The organism is uncultured Chitinophaga sp. (assembly GCF_937874145.1).
GTDB lineage: Bacteria > Bacteroidota > Bacteroidia > Chitinophagales > Chitinophagaceae > Chitinophaga.
In genome coordinates, this window is sequence record NZ_CALNBI010000218.1 from 1 (window position 1) to 2,477 (window position 2,477).

Genomic DNA, 2,477 nt, shown 5'->3' on the forward strand with positions numbered 1-2,477 from the left:
GGGCAAACAGGTGGCCGTCATCGAAACCCTGCACGACGGGATGGGCAGCTTCGAGCTGAAACCCGAAGCGGGGGAATCGTACAAAGCCGTCATCACCAACGCCGGCGGCGCGCAGAAATCCTTCGACCTCCCCGCCGCCAAACCTTCCGGCATCGCCCTGAAAGTGTATAACCGCGGATCCCGCATCTTCTACCTAACCGGCTTCAACGAACTGGATGCTTCGCAGAACGAAATGCTGCTCATCGCGCAAATGCACAACCAGGTGATTTACAAAGCCGACCTGAATGTAGGGGAAGGAAAGGTAAGCGGCCTCATCCCCGCCCAGAACCTGCCTTCCGGCATTATGCAGCTCACGGTCTTCGACCAGAAAGGCACCCCGCTCACGGAGCGCATCGTGTATGTAAAAGGCGTTACCGATTCGCTGGAGTTCTTCCTCGACCCGCAGGAACTGAACAAAGGTCCCCGCCAGCGCACCGAGCTGGTGCTGCAGGTGCCCGACTCCATGCGCGGCCGCATTTCCGCATCCGTTACGGACGCCGACCAGGTGGCCTTCGATCCCAACGCCAACAATATCGTCAGCCATACTTTCCTGACTTCCGACCTCCGGGGATATGTGCACAATCCGTATTACTATTTCCGCGATACCAGCGCGCAGGCCGCACAGGCGCTCGACCTGGTGATGATGACCAACGGATGGCGCCGTTTCAGCTGGCAGGAGATCCTGCAGGATAAATACCCTACGATCAAATACCCTTACGAACAGGGCGTGACCATCACCGGCAAGGCTATGACGCCTTCGCGCCAGCCCCTGCAGGCAGGGAATGTGAATTTCCTCATCAAGATCCCGCGCGACAGCACGCAGAGCTTCATGTTCGCCGAAGTAAAACCCGGCGGCACCTTCGCCCTGAACAACCTCATCTTCGGAGATACGGCCTGGCTGTATGTTTCGGGGCAGCGCGACAAGGGCAACCGCGAAGTGGTGGTGGAATTCGACCGTCACTTTTTCGATACGTACGCCGCGGTGAAAACGCCCATTCCTTTGTTACCGCCGCCGCCGATGGATAACCGCATCCTGAAAAATTACCTGGCCACGGTGATGGAAGGCAACAGCGTAAACCGTATGATCACCAACCGCACCATCCAGCTGAAAACGGTGGATGTAAACGCCCGCAAGCCTACTGCCGAGCAAACCACTTCGAGCCGGTACGCCAGCGGCATGTTCAGCAGCGACAACGGTTATACCTTCGACCTCACCAACGAAGTTCCCACGCAATTCAACGTATTCCAATACCTCCAGGCCCGCGTGCCCGGCCTGCAGATTACGGGAGATATCAACAATCCCTCGCTCAGCTGGCGCGGCGGCGCTCCCGGCGTGTTCCTCGACCAGATGCCGACCGATATCCAGCAGATCGCCAACATTCCCATGGCAGACGTAGCGCTGATCAAGGTGTTCCGTCCCCCGTTCATGGGCGGCTTCGGTGGCGCCAATGGCGCTATCGCCGTGTGGACGCGCAGAGGCGGCGACTCCCGCCCCGATCCCAACGCGAAATCGCTGGAATTGCTGAAGAAAGGCGGATACCGCATCATCAAAGAATTCTACAGCCCGGATTATTCCGTGAAAAAGGCCCAGCACGAACTTCCCGACAAGCGCCTGACGCTGTTCTGGAGCCCCAACCTGGTGGTGGATACCATCAGCCACACGGCCCGGATGATTTTCTACAACAACGACCAGACGAAGAACTTCCGCGTGGTAGTAGAGTCCATGGACCAATACGGCCGCGTGGGCAGGGTGGAGAAATATTTCTAATATCCGGTTCGAAAATGTAATCATGAGCCCCCGCCGTAGCGGGGGCTTTTTTTTATGCATTGCGGTGGAAATAAAAAAGCCTCCCGGGATGGGAGGCTCTTCTCTGTTCACGCAGAAAGGATCGCATTATGAAAAATCAGGTTAATCTTTCAGTTTGTTGAGATAGTAGCTCAGTTTATACAACAGCTCGTCCTGCAGCCCGGCGCGGAGCTTGGCTTCGTCTTCGGTGATGCCGAGGCGGCGGAGGCGCTGGTAATAAACATAGGAGCCGCCGATGAGTTCCAGGCATTCCTGGATCTTGGTTTTCACTTCGGCTTCCTTGGCTTTCTTTTCGAATTCCTTTTTGGACAGGATTTTATCTACGAAGTAGAACGGGTCCTTGTCTTCGGTCCACTTCCCGTTTTCCTGGTGCTGGGGTTTATATACTTCGAGGTATACGTTATCCAGTTTCAGCGGTTCCCCGAATTCGGCTTTGATGTCGATGACGAGGGGTTTGGCGCTGGCGGGATGGGTGAGGCGTTTTTTGATGGCGTTGCTGATCTGCACGCCGAGATCGCCGCTGGCCATGAGGAGCTGGTTGAGCTCGGAAAACTCGAGGCCGATGGTGATGCGGGTGTACCTGCTGCCGGATTTTTGTTTACCGAAGAGGCTGGGTGTGGTTTTATCGTCG

General features: G+C 56.4%; 2 protein-coding genes. One reads left to right on the forward strand and one right to left on the reverse strand.

Annotated elements, in window-relative coordinates:
• The coding region (locus Q0510_RS10565) for a hypothetical protein (protein ID WP_298710940.1) at window positions 1-1,807 on the forward strand (1,807 nt) is incomplete at its 5' end.
• Between the two features lie 141 nt (window positions 1,808-1,948).
• Here Q0510_RS10565 and Q0510_RS10570 read toward each other — a convergent pair.
• On the reverse strand, window positions 1,949-2,477 hold a 529-nt coding region (locus Q0510_RS10570), incomplete at its 5' end, for a hypothetical protein (RefSeq protein WP_298710942.1).